The following is a 23,191-nucleotide window of genomic DNA, read 5'->3' as shown; positions in this document are numbered from 1 at the left end:
TTCTCTTAGAATGGATTAAATATTATTTTTCAGTTAATTGAAGCCCTTTTTCTTGTACACCTTCTAGGGGTACTCGATTTTCTTGAATACTCTTGATGTACATAATAAGGGCATCCAATTCTTGCTCATTTCCGGGGAAAGGTGGCATGAAATATCGAGCATTTTCTATATGTGAAATATAGGCTTTCATCATTTCTGGCTTCAGTTTTTCACCTTCTTTCAAGCTGTACATATCTTCAAACTTTTCGATGACAGAGTTAATTCCATTGGTAGTGTGGCAACGACTACAAGCCAATAAGAACACTTGTTCACCAGCAAGCAATTTATTATCTTCGGTTACTTCATGTACTGGAGAATAGGTAGCATATTTTAGTAAACCGTCTCTTTTGAATAATGGATATTCATCTTTCCGAAGGGTATTGGAATACATATAATTCCCAATTACATAAGGCTTACGGATGAATTCGCGAATACGTTCAAAAATCCCTGCAAAACCCAACATTCCTAAAACAGGAATAATGTACAACAATTTAGGAATCTTGATTTTAGGTCGAAAGAAGGTAATTCCAGCCACGACTAATACAGAAAATAATGCTCCGAAAATAAAATACACTAATAAGTCGTACCAAGATTGGAAGTCCATCGTTCCTACTGCTACAGGTAAATTTCCAATCATTAATGTTGGTATTTTACTATGATATAAAAAGGCCGCAGTAGCACAGAAAGGCGTTGCCAGTAGCATCCACAGCGCAATAACTCTTGAAGCTTTTCGCCGAATTTCGGAACCATTTGGAGTAAGAAACATTGTGAGAAAAAGTGCAATAGAACCCGCCATTAACGCCGCCAGAGGTGTACGGAACATCAGTTGAGGTAAATAAATAGGGTTGGTAAAACCTGATACAAAAGTTTTATTGGCTACCCAACTTCCTGTATCCATCATAAAGCCTAGGATTGATACGATAATTGCCATTGTAATCCAAGAAGCAATTGAGAGCTTCACCCCAAACATGATGTGTTTAGATTTAGCTTCTATACTTGTGTTTGACTTCTTCCAAGAAAGATAATATATCATTATCAGTACCACTTCTGTTACAAAAGTCAGCCATTCTACAAACCAAGCTCCATAAAATACCCTAATCAAACTTCCAATGGAAGCAGGGTTAACTAAAGAAGCCGAAAGCCAAATGCCTACACCTGTCATTGCTCCAATAGTAGTTGTTATAATAAAGGCAATCGTCATTAATCGTCGGGCTAAATTATCCCACTCTACATTGACAACCTCATTTTTTGGGGCTTTCCTAAAGCCTAAGTATTCGAGTAAAGTAACTAATGGTATAAAACCAACTGCTAAACCATGGTTGATCAACACATGGATCACTGCGATAATGGCAATGAGCAATCGGTCACCCATAAAATCAAGGTGAAAAATCGGAAAATCCATTTCTATAATTTTTAGAGCAATGTCTATTGGACTATTCTTTTGAAAGAATAGCCTAATGATTGCGTTTTGTTAAACCTTAATATTATTTGGGCATGTGATTTCATCCTAAGAAAATTCATAGGTAAAGCACATCAATTACATGCTCATAGAAAGAATGCTAGCCCATAAAAACAGCAGAAAAAGAGGTAGTTTGTGGGGGATGAGGAATCTTGAGGTAAAGATTAAAGTAGTACAGGTTTAGATAAATATAATTTCTTTTTTGTAAAAACGGAAATGAATAGTGAATGGGTAATTTAATGGATGAGTCTTCACAGAATAAGTTGAATGGCGTAAGATTAAGGACACTGTTTGTTCCTCTGTTTTGTTTGTCAGACGATTGGTCGAAATCGATTAAAGCAAGTAATTTTTGTTTCGTTTCTTGATGCAACTGCTTGACTTTAGATTCAGTCTTGGACATTTCTTGACTAAAAGTGTTTTCATCTTTTAATGAAACTACCAACAAATAACCTACTACACTTTGTCCCACCAATACCGCTACAATAGCCAAAGCCAACCAGCTTTTCAGCTTGCCTATTTGTTGTCTTGTTAGCTTTTGTATATCTATGTTGAAAGTAAGCATTGATTAAACGATTTTCAAAAATTGATAACTTTTGAATTATGTTACAAATATAATACATAAGATTCATAGCTTCTATATTTACCAATAAGCTACCGTTTGATAAATAATAAGAGATAAACTAATCATCATTTATAGTTATTCTTCTGCTATTTTGATATGTTTGTTTAAACATAAAAAACACTATCCTCTTGACTAATTTGAAAACTAGTTTTTACCTTAAAATATCTTCTCTTAAAGCAAGCTGAAAGTGTTCCTTTTAACAGATATGTTCAATTACAACTATTTTCTCTAAAGCCCAATCTCTTTCTAATATGAAATATTTATTCTATTTATATTCTATATTACTACTTTTCTCTTGTAAAGAAAAAGATATATTTAATACCCCTGAATTAGTGGTAGATATCGAAATTATACATGAATACAATTATGTTAATGTCTTAAACAGACTACATAACGCTGTTAAGTATGATTTAGATTATGGAGATGGCACAAAAATAATAGCTGATACAACGCTTCATAATTTATCTTTAGGAGTAATTATAAATTGGGATGGGAAACATTATTATAAAAAGGATGGGAATTATACTATTACTTTAACTGGGTATGATAAAAATGGAAAATCAAAAACAGTTAGTAAGCAAATTGTAATAAATTATGTAACACAAAAAACCCCCATAGCCGATTTCTCTATTGAATTATTAGATGATGGCGTTGTAAAAATGAAAAATTTATCAAAAAATTATTCTTCTCTTGAGATTGGTACAAGTGTAGGGAATTGGGGATATAACACAAAAGTGGAAAATCCTACATTTATATTTGACATGAATGGTAAATATACTATCCAGTTGAGTGCAAATGGTGCTTTTTTTGATCACAAAGCAGTAGAAATAGACATAAAAAATACACCAAATAGAGAATTAGGGTATTTTAAGGGTGAATGGCTAGGCAAACAAATTGATGTTTCAGAAAGTTTTGATCACCAAACAGTTACGGAGTATATGGATATTGCAGGAGCGAATAGATACCTTTTATTAAAAAACACATTTTATCGTGATACCAATTCCATTGAAATAATAAATTTTAAAGTTAGAACGGATAGTCTGAAGACTAATGAAATGAAATATGAACAAATTAAATCAAAATTTAAGCTTGGTATTCAAAATAGTGACGATTGGGCCGTGAGTTTTTATCTTCCTCTCGTAAGTTCTAAAAAGAAAAGCATTGAAATTTTAGAAATAAAAGAAGTACCCCAACGTAAAATCATTCCCGAAATGTTTGACAAAGCATTTTGGATAACCTATAAAATAAATGCAGATTTTGAAAGTTATGGGAAAATTGATGGGATACTAAAAGTCAGGTATTTAATTTATTAAGTTTAGTATATTACTAATAGTCGTAGAACATTTTGTTATATTCTACGACTATTTCTGTTTCCTACTTCACCTTTAAAAACAAAGCAAAGCCAAACAAACTCACTACCAAAACACCTAATGCTGAAAGGATAGTAACGATGTCACGGATGTCTTTTCCTGCCCAATCCATAAACAAGAATTTGTGTAAAACCCCAAACGAAAGCCCTTCTCGTCGGTCTGAATCAATAACTTTAGCGGCTAAACGACTAGTAGCTGGTTCAACATAATAGGTTAAATGATTGTCCGTCACCAATGCTAATTTTACTACTGGCAAACGCTTGTTTACAAAACCGTACTCTTTGTCGAATTTGGTTAAAAATCCTGTTGAAGCTATGGCGGGTAATGCTTCGTCATCGCCTTCATCTGTACTTGCGGTTAAATCACAACAGGCTGGGTCGCCACCAGATTTACCTTGCTCAATAAAATGCCCTACCAACGCTTTGGCATGAAGCATGATTCCATCTGGCAATAGGCTAGCTGTTTGTACATCGTAATAAGCTACATTGGGTTTAGCATCAAGTTTTTTACTTTCACCCATTTTCTCGGCTTTATCTTGTTGCTCTTTTTTCCAAGCTCCCTTTTCTTCCGACTTTGTAAATACTTGATAATACAGTTTGTCATCAATTTTGGCTAAAGAAAGGTTCGCAACCTTTGTCCAGTCTAGTGGTAAAGCCAAAGTAGCCGTTTGTAAATCCGTAGTTTTGATGGCTGGTTGATAGAAGTACTTAATGCGTTCGTCGGGAGTGAGTTTTTTGGTAGCGTGGTAAGCACCCGAAAAAGCAAAAGTGAAAGTGACAAAAGCTACCCAAAGGCCTATTTGTCGGTGGTATTTCCTCAAGATTCCTACTTTATCGTTGGCATTACGTGGCTTTTTGAATTTGCCCCACATAAACCCATAAATCACCAAACCACTCAACATCGAAATAATGATGATTGATAAAAATCCTATCATTATCGAAATCCTGAGTGTATTATTAGTGATTTTCATCAAGAAATCCCAATTATGAAACGTTCTGAAGACCCATAAAAAGGCTTTTCTACGGTTTTCGTTGAAGTTTGCCAAACGAGTTTGCTCTGTTTCTACATAAATGTCCATGCCATCGGCACGGTCGAATGATACTTTCCAAACAGGTAACAGCCGATTGACATAAGCATATTCATCATCAAAATCTGTGATTTCTTCAATACTAATAATCTTGGCTGTTTGGTCTTCAATAAAATAGCGAGCCAAAAATTCAGCGTACTTTTTATCGCCATCTTTAAGCATTTCTGCATTAGTAGCATTGAAATACGCTAGGCGATTACTTAGCCTTTTTACTTGGTAGTACGTCTGATTGTTGAAACTAACAATACGGAAATTTTTAAATTCTGTAATCTCATTTTTGGTGAGTACTTCTTGCAAAGACAATTTTATTTGTGCTTGGTTTACGGCTTCTGGTTTTACAAATTCATGTGCCAATTTTACCTTAAACCAATGCGACATAAAAGGGTGCATCATTCCTGAAATACACCAAAAAATTACTGGAATCATCGTGACCAAGCCGATAATTCTATGCCAACGATAGATATTTCGTTTTATTTTTTTCTTTAATCCTCCGAAGTAAGATTCTTTATGAATCGAATCATCCGCTATTTCAACTATATTGTTAGCCATAATTATTTTGTTATTGTATTAATCAGTAAGTGAAACATCGCAATTAAAATCAAAAAGTGAAAAGAAAACAGAGCAACCCAAATGCCTAAATCGTCAGTGAATTGATACCAGCGTGGTGCTACGCACACACCAGTACCTCTTAATTGTTTTTCAAGGTTTATCATCGCCTTTTTATTTTTTTAATTGTGAATGAGTGAGTCGTGAGGAAGTATATTAGTTATTGCAGTTCATATAATCACTCATTCATTAAATCACAAAACACTCAACAACTGACTCACAACTCACTCATTCACAACTATTTTCCCGTAAAATTGTATTGCAAGCCAATCACCACAGTACGTGGAGCGGCTGGCGTATAGGTAGTTCTGTCAGTAGCATTGTTACCTCTAGAAGCCTGATTGGCGTATAACTCATCCGTCAAGTTCATGATATTGGTAAATACCTCAATCCCTTTAAAATTGTAACCAGCACGGAAATTCAACACGCTTACGCCCGAAAGCCCGAAAGCAGTTTTGTCGTTATACATAACGGTATTGGTTTGGTTTTGGTAATACGATGACAAACGCTGCCATTCGATAGCAGTACGTAAACCCTTTGCCCATTTTGGTTTATAAGTAATTTCAGAATTGGCAATAAACGAAGGAGCAGAAGGCATATCTTTACCGTTTACATCTTTCACTAAATCCGAAGATTTCGTACTTAAAGTAAATTCAATAAAACGGTGAACGGCATTTGTTCCTCCAAAACGGATAAACCATTCTGAACTAGGTTTATATGTAATGCCGTACTCGATACCTTTGTGCAAAGTTTTTCCAGCAGACTGATAATCTGTAGAATTATCGGGCTGACGGATACTTAATAATTCATTCTTACCATTCATTTCATAATAGGCAACGTCGATATAAATCTTGTTATCCAAGAACGACGCCCATCCTCCTACTTCTTTGTTATCGAAATAGGCAGGCGTTAAATTATAATAAAATGGATTAGCACTACCAGTAGGGGTTTTACGGAAAACTGCCGTTAAACCTGGAGGCGAGAAGCCTTGTGAGTAATTAGCATAAATACCTTTTCCATTGCCTAAATCATACGTTGCCCCGATTTTTGGGGTTACTTGGCTGTACTCTTTTGTGCCTGTTGCATTGTTATCTAAATAATTCAAATAGTCGAACGACATACGGTCGTAACGAAGTCCTAAGGATAATCTTAGTTTTTGAATAGGTTCAAAATCAAACTGCGAGAACAAACCAGTATTAAATATTTTTGCATCGTATTTAGCTACAAAAACATCTGGGTTTTCTTTCACCAAAGTATATTTCTCTACCGATTTTCCATCAGCACGTAATTTAGCTGTAAGGTCGATTGTATAAGAACGGTATGGATTCGTTGAATAATCGTAAGTACCCCCCACTAACAAACGAGCCTTCAAGAAATCGAATTTCTGTGAATGCTGAGCCAAAACGCCATAAGATGTAAATGAATTATCATTAATTTCTCCTTTGGCTGTGGTTGCACCCGTTGTCCAACGAATTGAATAGCTAGGGTTTTGACCTACCGAATTATTACGGTAATAGGGTGTAACTGTGGTTTCTGAATTGCTATTCCAAGTATGTTCTAAAGAAATTTTAGCACGAGTTGCCAATACTTTTCTATAGGTAAAATCAGAAGTAGAAGAATACTCCCTTTTATAAAATGCAATAGAGTCTACACTGCCCCCTGTTTGTGAATAATAATCATTATAAGCCAAAGTGCTGACTAAGCGAGTTTTGTCAGAAATTTTATACTCTGCTCGTGCATTAAAAGAAGTTTTATCAAAATCACTTCTCGACTGCCAAGAATCTACTTGTTTGGCTACATATCCACCTAAGTATAAACCAAATTTCCCGACTGTCGCTCCTGCACCATATTGTATTCTCTTGTAGCCGTAATTATCAAACTGAATACCTACACGTGCAGTAGGCACAGCCGTTGGGCGTTGTGTAATAAAATTAATCGCTCCACCTACAGCCTCTGGTCCATATAATGATGACGCTGGTCCTTTTACTACTTCTACCGAAGAAACAGAAAACACGTTCATTTCAATAATGGCATTATGGTTAAAAACCCCCATTGGTCTAATCGGTACGCCATCTTCTAAATATAAAAAGTAAGCAGAAGTTCCCATTGGCTGACGAATACCCATCCCATGTTGTTCATTATTATAGTTCATCATCACTACGCCTGGCGTCTTGTTGATGATTTCGTACATACTAGTAGGTTTGGCATCGTTTATTAATGTTGATGATAATTTAGAAATCGCCACTGGAGCTTGGGTTCGTAAACTAGCTTCACGATTAGCCGTTACTACTACTTGTTGGAGGTTTTCTACAGAGGGTTCTAGCGAAATAGATAATACTTTTTCGGTACTATAATCTACTTCCAACGTTTGAAAACCAATGCTCGAAACACTAATTTTATTGATGTGCTCGGTAACATTAAAGGAGAATTCACCATTAATATTGGTAGTAGTTCCTGCATGAGTGCCTAGTGCTTTTACAGAAGCACCTACTACTGGTTCTTTGGTTGAATTATCAAAAATTTTACCTTTTATAATTTTTTGAGCAATGGTTGAAGATATCGTCAATAAAATGACGATGATAAGATTGAATATGTTTTTCATCTTTAATTTTTATAATCTAGTTGGCTTTTAAGGTATTGTTTCTCAATGACTTTATCATTGAGAAAAGGTTCTCAAAATAGAGTACGAGAAAACCAATACGATTGACGCAAGCAATCATACAAAAAAGCTAACAACTGTATTTGGAATACGTTACAATGATAGTACTTGAAAGAAAATGGAATTTTGTTCGTTATTTATGCTCAAGACAAAAATTAACTGTGAAGACAGTATAATTCCTCCTCAAAAAAATAAAACGAAACAAGATATCTGATTAGACTATCGGAGGATGAAAAAGAGAAGAGCTAACGCTTACTGAGTTTTCAGTAAGAAAAGTGTAAATAGATTTTGTAGGAGGATTTACAAAAGCCCAATCTAAAGTAAAAAGAGGCTCCGCATCAAACACTTCTTGCAAGATTTTCTTGATAGACTGCCCTTGTTTTTGTGTTTCTTTGGTAGCATTGTCTTCTGCCACTTTCTGAAGTTTCTTGGCCAAGTAGCAATGCCCATTACAATTCAGTTGTGGTTTTAAACGGTTTTCACAAAGGTTCTGGATGATGTAATCTTTCCTTAATTCAAAATCCAAATACACTACAGGTACGAGCAGCGTTTTTACGCTAATCAATACCAACAGCAACAACGCTATGTAGTTTTTTGTATTCATGGATTTAAAATTTCATGCAATTTACAATCAAAATCAATAGATTGTACCCCGATATGATTTTAAATGAAATTCAATTTAAAATATTTACTTTTGTGAATATCTAACCACAAAGGCAAATAATCATCAACATGTCAGACTTTCAAACATTTTTCAAGCTTGGTTTTCAACACATTACAGACATCAACGGTTACGATCATATTTTGTTTGTAATAGCGCTCTGTGCTATTTTTCGACTGAAGGATTTAAAAAAAGTGGCCTTTCTAATAACGGCTTTCACCATTGGGCACTCACTTACCTTAGCCTTGGCTACCCTTCAACTGATTACTTATAGTACCGATTTGATTGAATTTTTAATTCCTGTCAGTATTTTTCTTACTTGTTTTATCAATTTATTTCATAAATCTGCTGAACGTCCTTCACAAATAGAAAAATCATCTGTACTACGTTATCCGATGGCGATGCTTTTTGGTTTAATCCATGGAATGGGCTTTTCAAATTACCTGAGGAGCTTATTAGGAAAAGAAGAAAGTATTTGGCAACCCTTGTTATCTTTTAATTTGGGCTTAGAAATTGGGCAACTATTGATTGTATTACTTTCGTTAATCGTTAGCTCTTTATTATTAGATATTTTTAGGGTAAAAAAACACGATTGGAACCTCATTCTATCAAGTTTAGTAGCTGGGGTAGCATTAACATTGATATTGAGTACTGAATTTTTGAAAGCTCATTAATACTCACTTTTTAAGGATGCCCAATGCCGTACTTTGTGCTTTCATAGCCCAAAGTTGATGCATTTTCCCTGAGAAGTGTAAGCCATCACTGGCAAACATCGAAGCGTCAGTATTTTGTCTGCTGATACCCGTAATATCAATAAAAGCTACTCCTACTTTTTTACATTCCTCCACTGCTACACCATTAAAAGCATCAATTTCACTACCTATTTTGGATTTGTCGGCATTTTGTCCTGCGGGCGAAACACCCCAATCAGGAATTGAAAGCACCATTACTTTTTGATAGTCATTCTTAGCAAAATTGGCACTAATTTTCAACAATTCACGAAATTCAGAACGGTATTGTTCCAAGCTAAGCCCACGATATTGGTTATTTACACCAATTAATAACGAAACCATATCATATTGTTGCGTAAGGTTTTGTTTCATAATGCCTTGCATTAGTTCTTGGGTAGTCCACCCAGTTTGGGCAATAATATCGTGTGGAGTAATTTGATATTGAATTGCCAATAAATCATTCAAAAGCACCGACCAACGGTCTTTTTCAGGCACGCTTTGTCCGATAGTGTATGAATCACCTAACGCTAGAAAAGATTTCTTAATAGTAGGTACATCAACAATTGGTTGACCACCTGATGTTGGATTCTGAGGCACATACATTTTTTCTTCTGTTGAACTACAAGCCAGCAGTAAAAACAAACAAAAGGCAATATACTTTAGCTGATTCATCTGATAATGCTTTATAACTTGATAAATGTTTTATGAAGTATTTTGTTTTAACATTTACGTAAATACTTGTGGGAAAGGATTGATAGAATATGTTTAAAAATTATATTTTGTTTATATCCCCAAAACAACATTTCCTTTCGCAAGACCTTACTTTTCTTGTCTTGACACAAGAAAAGTAACAAAAGAAAGTCAAGAAATTCCAAACTCGCTACGCTCAAACAGTGGAATTTCACTAAATGCTGACGCCTTAAATCTTATCAAGATTTAAATATACTCTGAATCAAATTGCACACTCTTTATCAAACTCTTGAAATATTCTTAACGTCTTGCCGTTTCTAGAAAAACAACACTCAAATGCTTGAACTATGAAATATTATCTGTTATTCTTTACCATTCTGTATACTTTCTGTTCTTTTGCACAACAATCTAATAATGACCCTAATCTTGTCTGCTGGTCACAAAAAAGGCGATTGACAATCGATGATTTTCAAATAAAAGTAGCCAACAGTACTAATTCCTTTTCTTCAGCTCAATTTAGCTATGATTATAAAATTAGTACTTTTCTGAGCTTGTCCAGAGATTATAAAAGGCAAATTACCAACTGTTTCATCAAGAATGCCTCTTGGATAGATACTACTCATAACAGTGAAATCTCTGTGCGATACCAACAAACATTGTTTGATTTAAGTGAAATCTATATCAGGCAATTCCGTAAGTTTGTTTACGATAATAGAAAGGCTTTGGTATTAGGGAAAATAAAAATTGATGACATCAATGCCCAAATTATGAACGACCTAGCCAAGAGAAAAGTAGAATACGGACTGGATACTAGCTATGGCACCATTCCTGATAAGCAAAGAAATTGGGAAATAAAGATTTTCAAAGAAATAGAAAGCCTTAAAGAATTTTCAGCAGAGTAATTACCATGTATCCAAACCTTGTAAAACATATTTTAAAATACGTTTCGCTCAACGAAGAAGAAATTCAAATACTGCTGAAATACATTAAACCTTTGTCTGTTAGAAAGAAAGTGAATTTATTGAAAGAAGGACAAATTTGCAAGTCACTCTATTTTGTTGAAAAAGGGTGTATGCGCTTGTTTTTTGTAGACGACAAGGGCGTTGAGCAGATTACTCAGTTTGCGATTGAAAATTGGTGGATGAGCGACTTCACGAGTTTCAATACCCAAAGTCCTTCACAATTTTATATTCAGCCAGTCGAAAATTCAGTCCTTTATGTTGTTGAACATCATTTGCGGGAACAACTTTTTCAAGAGCTTCCTCAATTAGAAAGGTATTTTAGGTTGATTATTGAAAAAGCTTATTCGGCATCACAGATTAGATTTAAGTATCTATATAATTTTTCTAAAGTAGAAAGCTTTCATCATTTCAGTACCCTTTTCCCTGAATTTATTCAACGTATTCCGCAATATATGCTCGCATCTTACCTTGGCTTTACGCCTGAATACCTGAGTGAAATACGAAAAAACAGGTTGTAAATGTTTTTCTTAAACCAGTTTATCTTTTTTCGGTTTGGGCTTGAATAGCTTTGTTCCATATTTAAAACAACATAAAAATGGACAATAGAATCAACATTTTACAAACTGAGCCTGAGGCTTATAAAGCATTATTAGGGATAGACAAGTACCTGCAAGGGACAACATTAACGAATACACACAAAGAGTTGATTAAAATCAGGGCTTCGCAAATCAATGGCTGTGCTTTCTGTATTAATATGCATACCAAAGATGCCCGAAAATATGGAGAAACCGAACAGCGTATTTATTTGCTGAACGCATGGAAAGAAACTACGTTATTTACTGAAGAAGAAAAAGCAATCCTTGCCCTTACAGAAGAAATAACGTTGATTAGTCAGTCAGGCGTTTCGGATGCTACTTATCAAAAAGCAAGAGAATTGTTTGATGAGCATTATCTATCGAACATCATTGTGGCAATTATAGGCATTAATGCTTGGAATAGAGTTGCTGTAACTACCAGACTGCAACCTGCTTAGGATTAAGAGAAAATTAGGTAAAGCAAAAATTCCCAAGACTTAATAAGTCTTGGGAATTTTTGTATTTATCTATACAAAGCTAATAGCTGTTTTAAAAGCATTTCAATAGTATCTAAGGGTAAATCTTCATTTGGGTCTAACAACATGATTTTCATTCTAGACCGTTTTTCAATCATAAGGGCAGGATGTTCTATGCTTTTACCTTCTACAAAACCAATATAGGGCTGTTTGTATTTTTTATGAATCCAGAGATAGCAAAACATTTTCCCTTTATAGCAGAAAAAAGGCATACCGTATTTCATTACGTTAGTTATCTCAGGGTCTTGAGAACAAATAATCTTTTGTAATGCAAGAAAACACGATTTTATAGGTTCAGCCTGTTGAAGATAATATGCATCAACGGTTTTGATTGAATCATTCATTTTTGTGACACTAGAGTGAAAGAGATTACATTGTAATGGATAGAGAAATATTTTAATCTCAGTTAAAATCTAGCAAGGCTTTTAACTATTTAAATTCTTGCTCAAAACTATCATCCCATTTAAAAGCATTTAGAATCCATCCATTAACGTTTCTGAAATAGGTAAACTTTAATCGTATCGCTGAATGTTCAAATTTTAAGATATAGGTTTCTCTCAATGCAAAATCTTTAATTGTTTCTTCATTTACCTTTACTATTTCTCCAGATTTTCCAAATCTATCTTCTAAGATATTTATATACTTTATCGTTTTTTCTTCTAATGCAATTAATTCATTTTCAGGTGCCGGCCAGTAATTCTTTATTTCATCAAAAAAAGCTGGTATTTTATTATCTTGAAAATATCCAGTAGCCTTTTTGGTTAGATTTCGCACTTCATCTGTATTTTTCAAATACTTAGTCTGAGCATTTGAAACAAAAAAACTACATAGTAAAATCGTAGTCAGGAATAATTTAGCTCTCATTAATTAAGGTTGTTTTTTATTAAAAGATTTAAAATATCAATAGTATCATTTATGTAAAATTCTAGTTCTCATACTACTCAATAACAGTCAGTTTTTCAAACAAATTTTTAAAGATAGCTAAAGACTCTTCATGTATATCTTCGCAAGTATCAAGCATAAAAAAATAAAATATTTTTCCTTTAAATCTATCCTTACTTTTTGCTGAGGAGTAATAAGTTATCGTCCCTTCTTTTCCATTGGGTATCATACTAGGTCTTTCTAACAAGAGTCCTGGGTATTCAGGAGCATTTCTTTCTATCCCTATACCATAAATATGCGCTCCTCCTAAGTTTTTATATACCTTAGGATTCTGGTCCTCATAAGCTATTAAATTATCATATTTATCCGAGAATGATATTTTGCTTACCTTCGACTGTTTATCCTTTCCAAGCATGTTCTTGACAAAATCTTCAAGCTTATCATTTTCTTTGACTACTTTCATGATAATTGCAATACTGTAACCAATTTTCTTACCTTTTTTATTAAGTATTTCGGGTGGAGACATTATAAATGCACATCCATGATTCTTGTAATCTGTTACAGTTAAACCCCATTTGGAATCAACCAATATTTTAACTCCCATCGGTCTAGAAGTAAAAGACATTACCGAATCACCACTAGCTTCCCAAATTTCCTTATTTAAATATATTTTATCATTATCCATCGCTATTATCTTTTTCCTTACACTCTCTCCCAATAAGGTTTCAAAATATCCTATTTCTCCTCTAATAGCTTTTACTCTATCCATTGCAAAAATTGCATGTGATGGCATATTAGCAAATACCATCGACACACCAAACTCTTCCCAAAAATCAACAGGTTGGTGTTCATCTGGCAGTAATTCTTTGGCTTTTAATAAATTATCAATTGCTAAATTTATATTAGCAGATTGAGCAAAATGATATCCTAAAAACCAATAGCCACGAAAACTCTTTGGATGCTGTTCAATGGCTAGATTATAATTTACAACTGCTAATCGATGACTAGCAGAATCCTCGAGATTATAAAGGAAATGAGCAATTTCACCCAATAAAAGGTATAAATCCTCATTCTTTGTACTTATCGCAGAGAAGGTTTTATAATGTTCTTGAAGCGTATTAATAACTTCTTTTTTAGGCTTGTCATGTTTCCATTCAGTACTCCATTGTTCATAATATGGCAAACCAACTTTAAGGCTGTTAAAAGCATTTATACATTTACTTTCATTACTAATTTTCTGAAGGTCTATGTATTCTAAATTAGCAAATGAGCTAAAGTTAAAAAAGACTAAGAGTGATAGAACAAATACTTTTTTCATGGTTTAATTAATGATTCAAATGTTTATAGAATTATTTAAATAATTTTACTAATATCACAAAAGCAACCTAGCTATTTTCTAAATTAATTCAAAACTTTAAAGCCTTCTTTTTTTTATTTTAGGATGAGTTTTAAGTCCGTTATTTTAATTAATTTTCTAAAACTTTCGAGTATCATTTATTAAAACCAAATCATCAAACCTTGGAAAAGCCATTAGTTGATAAAAAATATTTACTGGAAAAGTTCCCCGGGAAAGGTGGGTGGACATATACTGTGATTGCAGAAATTCCACCTGATAAAAAAGCATGGTTCGGTTGGGTCAAAGTAAAAGGTACTATTGATAATTTTGAAATCAAAAGCTACAATTTGATGCCCATGAAAGATGGGAAACTTTTTTTGCCAGTAAGGGCTGAAATCAGGAAAAAAATAGGTAAACAAGAAGGCGACTGGATTCATGTTACGCTCTTTGCTGATAATGACCCTATTGATGTTCCTAAAGATTTATTACTCTGTTTAGAAGATGAGCCCGAAGCACTAAAGAACTTTCTTTCATTTTCTGAAAGCGAACAACAAGGCTATATCGATTGGATTTATGCTGCTAAAAAAGAAGAGACGAAGGTAGAACGTATAGCCGAGACAGTAAATAAAGCATTAAAAAATTTGAAATTGCGGGATTAAATGTCTTAAAAATTGTTATCAATCAAATGATAACTTAGAAGCTGTTTAAACTTTCCGTTTCTCAGGTGAAAGTATTGTATTTTTGAATTGTTTTTTTCAAAATTTGCGAAGCATAGCATCGCTATGTTGAGTAAATTTTGGAACAAGCTATTCTAAAAGACTTAGTTTAACCCGAAAGGGAAAGTTTAAACAGCTTCTTATCTAAGCACATATTCAATCAATGAAAATTAGAAAAAGAATTTTAGGCATTTCTGGCAGTACCCGTGTTAATTCTTCTAATCATAAATTACTCCATGCTATTGCTACGATATTTACAGACCAAATTGAGCTAAGTATATTTGATGGCATCGAAAAAATTCCTCATTTCAATCCTGATATTAAGGATGCACACATTGATAATCAAGTTACCATTTTCAGAGAGCTAATCAGCCAAGCAGATGGTGTAATTATTTGTACCCCTGAATATGCTCATGGTATTCCTGGCACTTTAAAAAATGCGATTGACTGGACAGTAGGTTCGGGGGAATTTTCAGGAAAACCAACGCTTTTAATTACTGCCTCCACTGAAGGGACGTCTGGTCATCAGGCACTTTTGGAAGTACTTAAAGTCATTGAAGCCAAAAATATAGACCAACTGCAATTGCTAGTGCAATATATTAGGTCAAAGATTAACCAAGACGGAGAGATAATTGATAAAGATACTTTATCGGCTATAACAAGATTGGGACAGCAATTAATTGTAACAATTGATGAGGCAAATGAGGAGTAATGATAAAAATCTTTAAACGACCTTCGCAGAAGGACATTTAAAGATTTTTAGACTGATTTTCTGTATTTATATTTAAAAAACAGAATCACTAATGATAGCATCAACGTGATAGCGTTGGCAGCAATTACAGGAACAGCATTTGCACTTATTCCATATACTAGCCAGAATGTTACGCCTAAAGTAAACAAAAGAAACATCGCTAAGGATATATCTTTGGCAGATTTTGTTTTATAAATCTGTATTACTTGTGGCACAAAAGCGATGGTAGTTAAGATACCAGCTAGATAACCTAAAGTTTCCATATTTGTATTGATTATATTTTACTTTTACAATACAAACATAACGGAATTATTATATATTTTGTTCATATACCGTACATTTTATTAGAATAGTACAATATTTCATATTTAAAATTTAGTATTTATATCACTTAACAATGGCTATTTAATAGCCGAGGTTCTAAGGTAGTTTTTATAAGGGTAAAATGTATTTTATCATGGGTTTACGCACGAAAACATTAAATAGCGTTATTCCTAAAACAGCACAGCTAATACCCGCCAATACATCTATGACGTAATGGTGATTTGAATAGACTGCCGAGCCCCAAATACCTAAACAAAACACTACGAAGAAAATAATGAATTTGCCCATCTTTTTCTGAATCGCAAAATATAATACTATCAAAGGATAAGCTGAATGTAATGAGGGCATCGCGGCAAAAACATTGGCATTTTTTTCATAAATGCCTTTAAAAATAGGACTACCTACTAACGCATCAAAGTACTTTAAGTTACCTACGTTACCCATAATATTGAAGTGTTCGGTAAAGCCATATTCAGCAACATACCAAGGCGGAGCGGCTGGATAAATATAATAAACACAAAAGCCAATCAGGTTAACAAACAGAAAACAATAGGCAAAACTATACATGATGGTTTTGTCTTTCAAGAAGACATAAATACCAAACAACAACGGAACAGGTACCCAGTTGATATAAAATAGTCCAGATAGTAAATCTAAGAAAGTAGTATGGTATTTAGTAAAATACTCGTTGAGTGTTATTCTAACACCATTATCATTTACCCCAAACAAAAACTTTTCAAGAAGATAGGGCTGTTGAATATGAATAGGATTAATCGTATAATTGGGAATAATCCTGAGGGAATCATACACTACCCAAAATATTACAAAGGGAAACATAGCTTTCATAAAGCTACGGGTAATACTATTGCAATAGAATAAAAAAAGTAGTAAAAAGTAAAGAACGGAATGTTCTGGACGATAGGCGATTACTTGACCAAACCAGATAAAATAACCAACACTAATTAATAACGTGAGTATAATATTATTCTGAGTAAACCTTAAAAAACTTTTACTCTCGTCAAGTGCCCAAAAATCAAGGCTTAATTTTTTCATAAATATCTTCTCCAGTAGTCATGTCTTTTCCAAAAACTTCAACGTAAAGTACTTTTGGTCGAAGATTACTCCCTTCTGTTTTCACAAAAACATGATCTAACCTAGCTTGTTTGTGGTTAATTTCTAATTGTGCACAAGGCTTTCTATTCTTGTCGAATCCTACTTTCAGTTTTCTTTTTTTATAAGAAACTACCCAAGCGTCAAAATCATTTTCTCGGGTAGTTTCTTTAGCACTTATTCCATAAGCCAGCAAATTCTGTATCCAAGTAAGCTCTTTTTTTTGTCCTTGTTCCTGATAACGTATCCAATATACGCTGATGGGATTTTCTTTATCAAAATCTCCATTTGGCAATAAATTGGCATCATAAACAATGGTGTTTATATTAGCACTTCGTTGGATGTAGAATAACCTAACAGGCGAATCTGGTACTTTAGGATAATTAATGGGTGAAAAACTTGTTATTAAAGTAAGGATTATACTAGCTATTAAAAGCCTTTGTAATTGTTTATTTTTCATTTTCAGCCAAAGACTTTTTGGTATGTTCAATTCTTTGTAAGGCTGTATAATTTGACAATACTGCCACAATTGACATCGGAATTGTAAAAATAGAGATGGTTTCAAACCAAGGAATATTAGGTTCTAAGCCTTGAATTTTAAAATCATTTCCTATGATAGGTGCTAAAATACCACAAAGCAAAGCAGAGCCACCAATAATAACAATTCTTTCAGGGCGTTGCATCCAGCCAATATCACACTTCACTCCTAGCCCTTCGGCTCTTGAACGTGTATAGCTTACCATCGACGAGCCAATCAATGCTAAAAAAGCAAAGAACGAACTGAATAAATAATGATGAGAAATCAGGTAATAACAGATGCCCAAAAACATGAACATTTCGCTATATCTGTCTAATACAGAATCGTAGAAAGCCCCAAACTTGCTCGACATATTGCCTACACGTGCCAGCCTTCCATCAATCATATCAAACACCCCAGCAAACAAAATCATTGCTCCGCCCCAGCCTATATAACTAAAGTCTCCCCTAAATGTAGCCTCGGCAGCATAGATAAAAATACCTGCGGCTAACACATTTAGGATTAGACCAATCGTTGTAATGACGTTTGGCGTTATTTTTAGCACAATTAATAATTTAATAAAGGGATTGATAATTTGATAAATTACCTGTTGTCCCATAGATTTTAATGTATACATAGCTTTAAGAGATTATTTAGAGTATTAAAAATCAAATTTAAATCTACCACGAATACCGTATTCAGATACATTAGGATTATCCAAATACGAAAGTCGTTTTACCAAGTCTATCCTAAATACTTTAAAAATATTAGATACACCAACGCTAGCTTCCATATAAGGCCCATTTGCTAATGAGTTGGTTAAGACTGTACCATCAGCCGCTTCTGGGAAACGATACAAACTTAAATTGTTCTCAGGCAAATTTTTAGCACTTATTCCTCCCCAAAGCCCCTTGAAAGTTATCACTTCTCTAAGCTTTAGTTTTTTGATAAGAGGTAATTTATTAAAAATAAATCCATTAAAATAATGGTCTACAAATAGAGCCGCATATTTATCTGAGGCAAACTCTAAGAAGTTCATCAAGTTATATGACTCTAACTGATATGAATAAGATTGGTTAGCACGGTGAATTATCAATAAAGGATAAGGCACTGTTCCAAAAATTTTCCCGCCTTCAGCCGTAATATCGGTATAACCAATGGGCGATATAAAGAAACGCTTGTTGGCTCTGAAAGTAAGGTTATGATAATTATAATCTCCTTTCAAGAAATTGGCAATGCCTAAACTATAGCGTAATTGGAAAATCGGATACTTGTTGATAATCGGAATTCTATAGTTTTTACCTTGATAGAATTGCTCATTCGGAGCAAACTTTAAGTTGACCGATACTTCAGAACTTGTTAAATCCTTTTCATTATAAGGCTTAACATCAGGTGAAGGATTAGCACTGGCATATCTTTCAAATGTCAATGAACCTGCTGCTTCTTGCGTAAGATTTTTATACCCTAATTCGTAACTAATGCCACTTCTTGACTCATGACGATAGTCTAAACGGAAAATCTTGTTGTATGTCATCTTATCGTTTATCCCTCTTTTGAAAGATAGCAATACATTATCTTCCTGAATAAACTGTAGTTCTTGTCCAGGAATTCTGACTTCATCTTGATAAGAAACTCGTAGATAATTATTCGGAAACTCATAGATTGAATTATTACCTAAGTTATAAGTAACTCCAAGATAACCTTTCCAACGTTCGTCTTTAAAACCATAGGCTGCATAGGTTTCTAAATACAATTTCGGATTCAATTTTGCCATCGTTCTACCCCCAAAACGAAGTCGGAATCCTTCCACTGGGTTAAAACTATAAAATGCATTGGCAGGACCAATCTCAAAATCACCAAAATCTTTATAACCAAACAGCAATAAACCTGCCACAGTCATCAATCTTTTAAAAGCAGGTACTTGCTGAATACTATCAGCCATTTGGTAAATCCCTTTTTCAACACTGCTTAGTCCTTGATGACGAGCAGACGCCCAAAAATCATCACTTTTATCCAAAGCCATATCCATTAAGACGTTCTTTTGAATAGGCTTAAAGATACTGTTCTCGATAGGTTTATTCAGCACATAGTTTTGATAAGAAACCGACCGTTTTCCTAAAATTCCTCTTTTATTTTCTTTTTTACTAAAACCAAAGTCGATTGAGATTTCATCTTTAGCAAGCATCAACTTGTTATCCTCTACAGGAACAAATTCTTGTTCCACCAAAAGTTCGTTTACAAAATTAAGATTGATGCTTCTAGGCACACCTAATTTTACTTTTCTAACCGAAAAATTAGAATCTAACGAAATATACATATTCCCAACAAAAGCGAAGTCTGAAGGGTTGCGTGGTGAAAATCCTAAATTAACACACTTCATATTTTGGAATTGAAGTGTATCTAAAATGACGAATCTGTAAAAAGTTGGCGATAAATTAGAAATCGGACTGATAAATTGGTTTGTCAGTAAGCTAATATTACTATCATAAATATTAATATCTTCATACAAACGATTGATATATGAGGCGATACCATTGTTATCAATGTATTGGTCTAACCCAATTTTTTTCTCGCCTTTGATATATACCTTTTCATCCTTCGGATTTTTCCTAAAATACACATCTGCTACAGTCTCTTTTAAATAAAGTGGTAATGAAACATTACCAGTCGTTTTTGAAGTATCAAGATTATCGAAGATAAATTGAAAATTTTTAAACATTTTCTTCTTCTTATAATCTTCATCAATATTGTTTAGGTTTAATTGAACCTTCTCGTATTTCTCGTATTGATAATAGTCTAATCCCTCCTTACGATTTTCATCGCGGTGAGCAATTACCTTTCTGATTAAAATTACTGCTGGATTATCTTTATTACGGTACTTTTCTTTTTTAGCCTTTACAGTTACTTCCGTTAAGTTTTGCGACTGAGGAATTAATTTGATAGAGATTGTTTGGCTTATATCTCTTTTAAAAGTTTTCACTTCAGTTTTATAGCCAATAGATGAAAATTGGATTTTAGTAGCTTGCCCATCTTGAATATCCATGGTATAGTTACCATTGATATCTGTCTGGATGCCTTGTTTTGTACCTTGTACAATGATATTTACAAAGGGAATAGCCTCATTGGTTTTACTATCAATGATTTTCCCTTTTACTTTCGTTTGTTGTTGTCCGAATACAGACGATATTGAAGCGATGCTCAAAAATAAATAGCATACTGTTCTTAAAGTAATATTACTATTAAAGTGGTTTGCTATTATATTAAATAGATATTTTTTCATGATTTTTTGCATTAAACACGAACAATCTGTTCAATCCATAACTATAGACTACGAATACGAACGTCCCGACTAATGCCCTTATGATTAGATAATCTGCTGTTATAATTTTACTGAGGCCTAAAACACCAAGGGTGTTCATTACTGAACTTCCCATCGAAACAAGTATATATTTCATTAATTGCCATTGGCTCTTTTCAGTTTTTGAATCTTGAAATACCCATAGCCTAGACAAAACAAAACCAATGATTCCACCAGCAACATTTCCTACAATTGTAGACCATGCATAAGAAAAACTTAGATAGTGAAGCACTAAATAAGAAGTACCAAAATCTACAAAAGTTGCAAGACCTGAAACTGGAACAAAACGGAATAAAGGTTTGAAAAAATTAGACATCGCTCACAGGAAAAAGATGATTACTTGTAAACATCCATTTGCCCAAATTCCTGCCATTACATCATCAAGCATTACACCCCATCCATTACCATATTTTTCGAAACTTCTAATATTGAATGGTTTATATATATCAAAGAATCTGAATAAGATAAATGCTATCAGTAGATTTTGCCATGAAAATGGGATGAAGCATAAACTTAGACACATTCCAGCCACCTCGTCGATTACTATTTTAGAAGCATCTTCGCCCCAGTGTGTTTCCATAATGGCAGATGACCATCTGCCTACGAATGTAAATACTACTGTTAATACAATTAAGGTTAGATGGTAATAAAAAGTATCGTTTACCAAACGAAAAACTCCTGCTATAATAGCACAAGCCAGCAATGCTCCGAAAGTTCCCGAACCTTTCGGGATAAATCCTAATCCGAGTCCGGAAGCAAAGATTTTATGAAAATTCAACATAATAGAAAAATGGCTCTTGAAATTTTACATGAGCAAGAGCCATTTCTTTTATTGGGTACCTAATTAGAGTTCTACTTCTGCATCAACATCTTGATAATAGTCCATACCAAGATTAGTGATTAGTTCTTCGCCCATTAAATAGCGAAGTGTATTTTCTAATTTTTCCAATTGTTTGAAAATATCATGAATTGGTTCTAATTCTGGTAATGTTTGTGGAGCTTTCCAGTAGAATGATAGCCATTCTTGAACGCCTGATAAGTTTGAGCGTTGAGCAAGGTCTAGGAATAAAGCTAAATCAAGTACAATTGGTGCTGCCAAGATAGAGTCACGGCAAAGGAAATTGATTTTGATTTGCATTTGATAACCCAACCATCCAAAGATGTCGATATTATCCCATCCTTCTTTATTATCACCTAGCGGTGGATAATATTCAATTCTTACTTTGTGGTGAATATCACCATACAATTCTGGATTGATGCTAGCATCCAAGATTCCGTCTAACACGTTTCCTTTAGATACTTCTTTCGTTTTGAAGTTTTCAGGAGCATCCAATACCAAACCATCTCTGTTTCCTAAGATGTTGGTTGAAAACCAACCTCTAACACCCAAAGCACGTGCTCTAAGACCTGGTGCCACGATGGTTTTCATCAATGTCTGACCAGTTTTGAAATCTTTACCTGCTATTGGTGTTCCAGTAATTCTTGCTAGTTCTTCTAAAGCAGGGATATCTAAACATAAGTTAGGAGCACCCATTGCAAAAGGAACATTTGATTTCAAGGCTGCATAAGCATACATCATTGAAGGAGCGATGTCTGGATCATTGGTTAAAAGACCAGCCTCAAAGTTTTCTAAAGATGCGTGAACTTCTTTAGCTTCATGATAAATTTCAGTAGAACCACACCATACCATTACTAAACGTTCGCAGTCGTTAGCAATTTTGAAGTTATCAATGTCTTCAAGCAATGCTTCAACCAATGCTTGTTTAGTTGCGCCAGTTTTTACGTTTTCGCCGTCAAGGTTTTTTACATAACGTTTATCAAAAACGGCTTTCATTGGTTTAATCACTTCAAGCTCATCTTTCACTTGTTCGATTAATCCCCTTTCCAGTACTCCTGCATTCACAGCAGCATCATACATACTGTCGGCATACACATCCCATCCACCAAATACTAAATCATTTAAATTAGCTAAAGGCACAAAATCTTTGATTTTTGGATTTCTATTCTCTGTGCGTTTTCCAAGGCGGATATTAGCAGTTTGAGTAAGAGAGCCTGTAGGTTGAGCAATGCCCTTGCGGCTTGCAAGAACGCCTGCAACAAATGTAGTTGCAACGGCACCCATACCTGGCATTAAAATCCCCAATTTACCTGTGGCTGGTTGTACAATGATGTCTTTCATACGATTAAAATTTTAAAAATG

General features: G+C 34.1%; 25 protein-coding genes. 7 read left to right on the top strand and 18 right to left on the bottom strand.

The features are described from left to right. Positions 1–22 precede the first annotated feature (22 nt). Positions 23–1,441, bottom strand: coding sequence for a c-type cytochrome (locus VB264_RS15650; RefSeq protein WP_309912335.1), 1,419 nt, complete (start codon positions 1,439–1,441; stop codon positions 23–25). Between the two features lie 157 nt (positions 1,442–1,598). Then, positions 1,599–2,060 (bottom strand): hypothetical protein, encoded by a 462-nt coding sequence (locus VB264_RS15645; protein WP_323250738.1) that lies wholly within the window; start codon positions 2,058–2,060, stop codon positions 1,599–1,601. A 311-nt stretch (positions 2,061–2,371) separates the two neighbouring features. Between VB264_RS15645 and VB264_RS15640 the strand changes: the two genes are divergently transcribed. Beyond that, on the top strand, positions 2,372–3,433 hold the full coding sequence (locus tag VB264_RS15640; RefSeq protein ID WP_323250737.1) for a PKD domain-containing protein: 1,062 nt from the start codon (positions 2,372–2,374) through the stop codon (positions 3,431–3,433). A 61-nt stretch (positions 3,434–3,494) separates the two neighbouring features. On the opposite strand, the gene VB264_RS15635 is transcribed toward VB264_RS15640, so the two are convergent. From VB264_RS15635 to VB264_RS15620, 4 genes are all read right to left on the bottom strand, one after another. Continuing rightward, the gene (locus VB264_RS15635) at positions 3,495–5,126 is read right to left on the bottom strand and encodes a PepSY-associated TM helix domain-containing protein (RefSeq protein ID WP_323250736.1); all 1,632 of its coding nucleotides are present in this window, start codon (positions 5,124–5,126) and stop codon (positions 3,495–3,497) included. Between the two features lie 2 nt (positions 5,127–5,128). Beyond that, positions 5,129–5,290 (bottom strand): hypothetical protein, encoded by a 162-nt coding sequence (locus VB264_RS15630; RefSeq protein WP_323250735.1) that lies wholly within the window; start codon positions 5,288–5,290, stop codon positions 5,129–5,131. A 131-nt stretch (positions 5,291–5,421) separates the two neighbouring features. Further along, positions 5,422–7,785, bottom strand: coding sequence for a TonB-dependent receptor (locus tag VB264_RS15625; RefSeq protein WP_323250734.1), 2,364 nt, complete (start codon positions 7,783–7,785; stop codon positions 5,422–5,424). 271 nt (positions 7,786–8,056) lie between these two features. Beyond that, positions 8,057–8,446, bottom strand: coding sequence for a hypothetical protein (locus VB264_RS15620; RefSeq protein WP_323250733.1), 390 nt, complete (start codon positions 8,444–8,446; stop codon positions 8,057–8,059). Positions 8,447–8,574: 128 nt separating this feature from the next. On the opposite strand from VB264_RS15620, the gene VB264_RS15615 reads away from it, so the two are divergent. Beyond that, positions 8,575–9,177 carry a HupE/UreJ family protein gene (locus tag VB264_RS15615; protein ID WP_323250732.1) on the top strand — a complete coding sequence of 201 codons (603 nt, stop codon included), beginning with the start codon at positions 8,575–8,577 and terminating at the stop codon, positions 9,175–9,177. 3 nt (positions 9,178–9,180) lie between these two features. Here VB264_RS15615 and VB264_RS15610 read toward each other — a convergent pair whose 3' ends face one another. After that, a complete protein-coding gene (locus VB264_RS15610) occupies positions 9,181–9,906 on the bottom strand; it encodes an SGNH/GDSL hydrolase family protein (protein ID WP_323250731.1) in 726 nt (241 codons plus the stop codon). 365 nt (positions 9,907–10,271) lie between these two features. Between VB264_RS15610 and VB264_RS15605 the strand changes: the two genes are divergently transcribed. The 3 genes from VB264_RS15605 to VB264_RS15595 all read left to right on the top strand — a co-directional run bounded on the left by VB264_RS15605 (position 10,272) and on the right by VB264_RS15595 (position 11,919). Beyond that, entirely contained in the window at positions 10,272–10,826 is a 555-nt protein-coding gene (locus tag VB264_RS15605) for a hypothetical protein (RefSeq protein WP_323250730.1), read from the top strand. A gap of 5 nt (positions 10,827–10,831) precedes the next feature. Further along, positions 10,832–11,404: a Crp/Fnr family transcriptional regulator gene (locus tag VB264_RS15600; protein WP_323250729.1), complete on the top strand. Its 573-nt coding sequence runs from the start codon at positions 10,832–10,834 to the stop codon at positions 11,402–11,404. 77 nt (positions 11,405–11,481) lie between these two features. Beyond that, positions 11,482–11,919: a carboxymuconolactone decarboxylase family protein gene (locus VB264_RS15595; RefSeq protein ID WP_323250728.1), complete on the top strand. Its 438-nt coding sequence runs from the start codon at positions 11,482–11,484 to the stop codon at positions 11,917–11,919. A gap of 65 nt (positions 11,920–11,984) precedes the next feature. On the opposite strand, the gene VB264_RS15590 is transcribed toward VB264_RS15595, so the two are convergent. From VB264_RS15590 to VB264_RS15580, 3 genes are all read right to left on the bottom strand, one after another. Beyond that, complete coding sequence (locus tag VB264_RS15590) at positions 11,985–12,341, bottom strand: DUF1801 domain-containing protein (protein ID WP_323250727.1); 357 nt, start codon at positions 12,339–12,341, stop codon at positions 11,985–11,987. Between the two features lie 85 nt (positions 12,342–12,426). Continuing rightward, on the bottom strand, positions 12,427–12,861 hold the full coding sequence (locus VB264_RS15585; protein ID WP_323250726.1) for a hypothetical protein: 435 nt from the start codon (positions 12,859–12,861) through the stop codon (positions 12,427–12,429). 73 nt (positions 12,862–12,934) lie between these two features. Next, the gene (locus VB264_RS15580) at positions 12,935–14,197 is read right to left on the bottom strand and encodes a tetratricopeptide repeat protein (protein WP_323250725.1); all 1,263 of its coding nucleotides are present in this window, start codon (positions 14,195–14,197) and stop codon (positions 12,935–12,937) included. 200 nt (positions 14,198–14,397) lie between these two features. Between VB264_RS15580 and VB264_RS15575 the strand changes: the two genes are divergently transcribed. Together VB264_RS15575 and VB264_RS15570 are read left to right on the top strand one after the other, a co-directional pair. Then, positions 14,398–14,874 carry a YdeI/OmpD-associated family protein gene (locus VB264_RS15575; protein WP_323250724.1) on the top strand — a complete coding sequence of 159 codons (477 nt, stop codon included), beginning with the start codon at positions 14,398–14,400 and terminating at the stop codon, positions 14,872–14,874. A gap of 220 nt (positions 14,875–15,094) precedes the next feature. Then, positions 15,095–15,643, top strand: coding sequence for an NADPH-dependent FMN reductase (locus VB264_RS15570; RefSeq protein WP_323250723.1), 549 nt, complete (start codon positions 15,095–15,097; stop codon positions 15,641–15,643). A gap of 47 nt (positions 15,644–15,690) precedes the next feature. Here the strand turns inward: VB264_RS15570 and VB264_RS15565 are convergent, their stop codons facing one another. From VB264_RS15565 to VB264_RS15530, 8 genes are all read right to left on the bottom strand, one after another. After that, positions 15,691–15,945, bottom strand: a complete 255-nt coding sequence (locus tag VB264_RS15565; RefSeq protein ID WP_309912364.1) for a SemiSWEET transporter — start codon at positions 15,943–15,945, stop codon at positions 15,691–15,693. 169 nt (positions 15,946–16,114) lie between these two features. After that, entirely contained in the window at positions 16,115–17,059 is a 945-nt protein-coding gene (locus VB264_RS15560) for a phosphatase PAP2 family protein (RefSeq protein WP_323250722.1), read from the bottom strand. Then, on the bottom strand, positions 17,040–17,576 hold the full coding sequence (locus tag VB264_RS15555) for a DUF4833 domain-containing protein (RefSeq protein ID WP_323250721.1): 537 nt from the start codon (positions 17,574–17,576) through the stop codon (positions 17,040–17,042). Before VB264_RS15555 ends, VB264_RS15560 begins: the two co-directional genes overlap by 20 nt. Continuing rightward, on the bottom strand, positions 17,566–18,270 hold the full coding sequence (locus VB264_RS15550; RefSeq protein WP_323250720.1) for a CDP-alcohol phosphatidyltransferase family protein: 705 nt from the start codon (positions 18,268–18,270) through the stop codon (positions 17,566–17,568). The genes VB264_RS15555 and VB264_RS15550 overlap by 11 nt, the downstream gene beginning before the upstream one ends. A 24-nt stretch (positions 18,271–18,294) precedes the next feature. Next, positions 18,295–20,913, bottom strand: a complete 2,619-nt coding sequence (locus VB264_RS15545; protein WP_323250719.1) for a DUF5686 and carboxypeptidase-like regulatory domain-containing protein — start codon at positions 20,911–20,913, stop codon at positions 18,295–18,297. Beyond that, on the bottom strand, positions 20,894–21,307 hold the full coding sequence (locus VB264_RS15540; RefSeq protein ID WP_323250718.1) for a GtrA family protein: 414 nt from the start codon (positions 21,305–21,307) through the stop codon (positions 20,894–20,896). Before VB264_RS15540 ends, VB264_RS15545 begins: the two co-directional genes overlap by 20 nt. Before the next feature lie 3 nt (positions 21,308–21,310). Continuing rightward, on the bottom strand, positions 21,311–21,772 hold the full coding sequence (locus VB264_RS15535) for a phosphatidylglycerophosphatase A family protein (RefSeq protein ID WP_323250717.1): 462 nt from the start codon (positions 21,770–21,772) through the stop codon (positions 21,311–21,313). A 63-nt stretch (positions 21,773–21,835) separates the two neighbouring features. Beyond that, a complete protein-coding gene (locus VB264_RS15530; RefSeq protein ID WP_323250716.1) occupies positions 21,836–23,170 on the bottom strand; it encodes an inositol-3-phosphate synthase in 1,335 nt (444 codons plus the stop codon). Positions 23,171–23,191 lie beyond the last annotated feature (21 nt).

Source organism: Arcicella aquatica, assembly GCF_034928825.1.
Lineage (GTDB): Bacteria > Bacteroidota > Bacteroidia > Cytophagales > Spirosomataceae > Arcicella > Arcicella aquatica.
Note: the sequence above shows the minus strand (reverse complement) of the source record. Positions and strands in the feature narration are given on the sequence as shown.

Excerpts from the sequence above, each read along its gene's own strand:
- VB264_RS15620 (WP_323250733.1), bottom strand. The coding sequence starts at position 8,446 with ATGAATACAAAAAACTACATAGCGTTGTTGCTGTTGGTATTGATTAGC.
- VB264_RS15550 (WP_323250720.1), bottom strand. The coding sequence starts at position 18,270 with ATGTATACATTAAAATCTATGGGACAACAGGTAATTTATCAAATTATC.
- VB264_RS15605 (WP_323250730.1), top strand. The coding sequence starts at position 10,272 with ATGAAATATTATCTGTTATTCTTTACCATTCTGTATACTTTCTGTTCT.
- VB264_RS15565 (WP_309912364.1), bottom strand. The coding sequence starts at position 15,945 with ATGGAAACTTTAGGTTATCTAGCTGGTATCTTAACTACCATCGCTTTT.
- VB264_RS15530 (WP_323250716.1), bottom strand. The coding sequence starts at position 23,170 with ATGAAAGACATCATTGTACAACCAGCCACAGGTAAATTGGGGATTTTA.
- VB264_RS15635 (WP_323250736.1), bottom strand. The coding sequence starts at position 5,126 with ATGGCTAACAATATAGTTGAAATAGCGGATGATTCGATTCATAAAGAA.
- VB264_RS15630 (WP_323250735.1), bottom strand. The coding sequence starts at position 5,290 with ATGATAAACCTTGAAAAACAATTAAGAGGTACTGGTGTGTGCGTAGCA.
- VB264_RS15640 (WP_323250737.1), top strand. The coding sequence starts at position 2,372 with ATGAAATATTTATTCTATTTATATTCTATATTACTACTTTTCTCTTGT.
- VB264_RS15650 (WP_309912335.1), bottom strand. The coding sequence starts at position 1,441 with ATGGATTTTCCGATTTTTCACCTTGATTTTATGGGTGACCGATTGCTC.
- VB264_RS15560 (WP_323250722.1), bottom strand. The coding sequence starts at position 17,059 with ATGAAAAAATTAAGCCTTGATTTTTGGGCACTTGACGAGAGTAAAAGT.
- VB264_RS15590 (WP_323250727.1), bottom strand. The coding sequence starts at position 12,341 with ATGAATGATTCAATCAAAACCGTTGATGCATATTATCTTCAACAGGCT.
- VB264_RS15580 (WP_323250725.1), bottom strand. The coding sequence starts at position 14,197 with ATGAAAAAAGTATTTGTTCTATCACTCTTAGTCTTTTTTAACTTTAGC.
- VB264_RS15540 (WP_323250718.1), bottom strand. The coding sequence starts at position 21,307 with ATGTCTAATTTTTTCAAACCTTTATTCCGTTTTGTTCCAGTTTCAGGT.
- VB264_RS15625 (WP_323250734.1), bottom strand. The coding sequence starts at position 7,785 with ATGAAAAACATATTCAATCTTATCATCGTCATTTTATTGACGATATCT.
- VB264_RS15595 (WP_323250728.1), top strand. The coding sequence starts at position 11,482 with ATGGACAATAGAATCAACATTTTACAAACTGAGCCTGAGGCTTATAAA.
- VB264_RS15600 (WP_323250729.1), top strand. The coding sequence starts at position 10,832 with ATGTATCCAAACCTTGTAAAACATATTTTAAAATACGTTTCGCTCAAC.
- VB264_RS15645 (WP_323250738.1), bottom strand. The coding sequence starts at position 2,060 with ATGCTTACTTTCAACATAGATATACAAAAGCTAACAAGACAACAAATA.
- VB264_RS15615 (WP_323250732.1), top strand. The coding sequence starts at position 8,575 with ATGTCAGACTTTCAAACATTTTTCAAGCTTGGTTTTCAACACATTACA.
- VB264_RS15535 (WP_323250717.1), bottom strand. The coding sequence starts at position 21,772 with ATGTTGAATTTTCATAAAATCTTTGCTTCCGGACTCGGATTAGGATTT.
- VB264_RS15555 (WP_323250721.1), bottom strand. The coding sequence starts at position 17,576 with ATGAAAAATAAACAATTACAAAGGCTTTTAATAGCTAGTATAATCCTT.
- VB264_RS15545 (WP_323250719.1), bottom strand. The coding sequence starts at position 20,913 with ATGAAAAAATATCTATTTAATATAATAGCAAACCACTTTAATAGTAAT.
- VB264_RS15570 (WP_323250723.1), top strand. The coding sequence starts at position 15,095 with ATGAAAATTAGAAAAAGAATTTTAGGCATTTCTGGCAGTACCCGTGTT.
- VB264_RS15585 (WP_323250726.1), bottom strand. The coding sequence starts at position 12,861 with ATGAGAGCTAAATTATTCCTGACTACGATTTTACTATGTAGTTTTTTT.
- VB264_RS15610 (WP_323250731.1), bottom strand. The coding sequence starts at position 9,906 with ATGAATCAGCTAAAGTATATTGCCTTTTGTTTGTTTTTACTGCTGGCT.